Source organism: Thermogutta sp. (genome assembly GCF_014359955.1).
Classification (GTDB): Bacteria; Planctomycetota; Planctomycetia; order Pirellulales; family Thermoguttaceae; genus Thermogutta.
In genome coordinates this window covers 1-1,037 of sequence record NZ_JACIYL010001106.1, presented here as the reverse complement: position 1 = coordinate 1,037, position 1,037 = coordinate 1, and the positions used below count along the sequence as shown (strand labels likewise).

The following is a 1,037-nucleotide window of genomic DNA, read 5'->3' as shown; positions in this document are numbered from 1 at the left end:
TTTCGCACAGCCGGGCCAACGTTACCTGCCGTCCCTCTCATAGTCGTAGTCGCTCGTGTCTTTGACACGCAGCGACAAAGGTAGCTGTTTGGGGACCGGGCGTTTCCCCGGTGGGTGGTTCTCTCGACCAGCCCAGTCTTCCTTTGACCGGAATCGGCGAAGCTCGCATCACCTGAAAGGAGGAACGATCGATGAACCGTGATAATTCTTCGCTTTCCTCGCAAGAGAGTTACCAGCCCGAACAAGTTTTAAATAATCTTGGCGGTTCGTCGGATTCATCAGCCCAGAATCGACCCACCAAAACGGACGCCATCGCCACAACCTGCCCGGCAGATGTGAAACGCCTCAACCTTTTTGAGCGGTATCTGACAGTTTGGGTGGCCCTGTGCATGATCGCGGGGGTGCTACTCGGAAAAGCCCTTCCAGAGATCACCAACATCTTCCGTGAGTGGGAATTCGCCAAAGGGAGCCAAATCAATGTTCCGATCGCGGTTCTCATCTGGCTCATGATCATCCCCATGATGATGAAGGTGGACTTTGCATCCATCAAGAATGTGGGACGGCGTCCCAAAGGGCTGCTCATCACACTGTTCATCAATTGGGTGGTGAAGCCGTTTTCCATGGCCCTCTGGGCCTGGCTGTTCTTTCGCTACGTGTTTGGATACTGGATGAGTCCCGACGATGCCAATCAGTACATCGCGGGAACGATTATTTTGGCAGCCGCTCCGTGCACGGCCATGGTGTTTGTGTGGAGCTACCTGACCGATGGTGACCCGGCGTACACGCTTGTCCAGGTCTCGCTGAATGACCTGATCATGCTCGTGCTGTTTGCCCCGATTGTGCGATTCCTCGTCAGCGGAGCATCGTCTCTCCAGGTACCATTCCAGGTCCTGTTTTATTCGGTCGTCGTGTTCATCGTGATCCCCTTGACTGCCGGTGTTATTCTGCGACGTGTATTCATCAGCTATCGGGGACAGGACTGGTTCGAGAAGGTCCTGCTTCCTCGCTTGGCTCCCGTCAGCATGGCGGCCCTCCTG

The 1,037-nt window shown here is 55.2% G+C and carries 1 protein-coding gene; it reads left to right on the top strand.

Annotated elements, in window-relative coordinates; translation table 11 throughout:
- Window positions 1-191 precede the first annotated feature (191 nt).
- Window positions 192-1,037 (top strand): bile acid:sodium symporter (locus H5U08_RS19690; protein ID WP_297037145.1); only part of this gene is annotated, 846 nt, incomplete at its 3' end.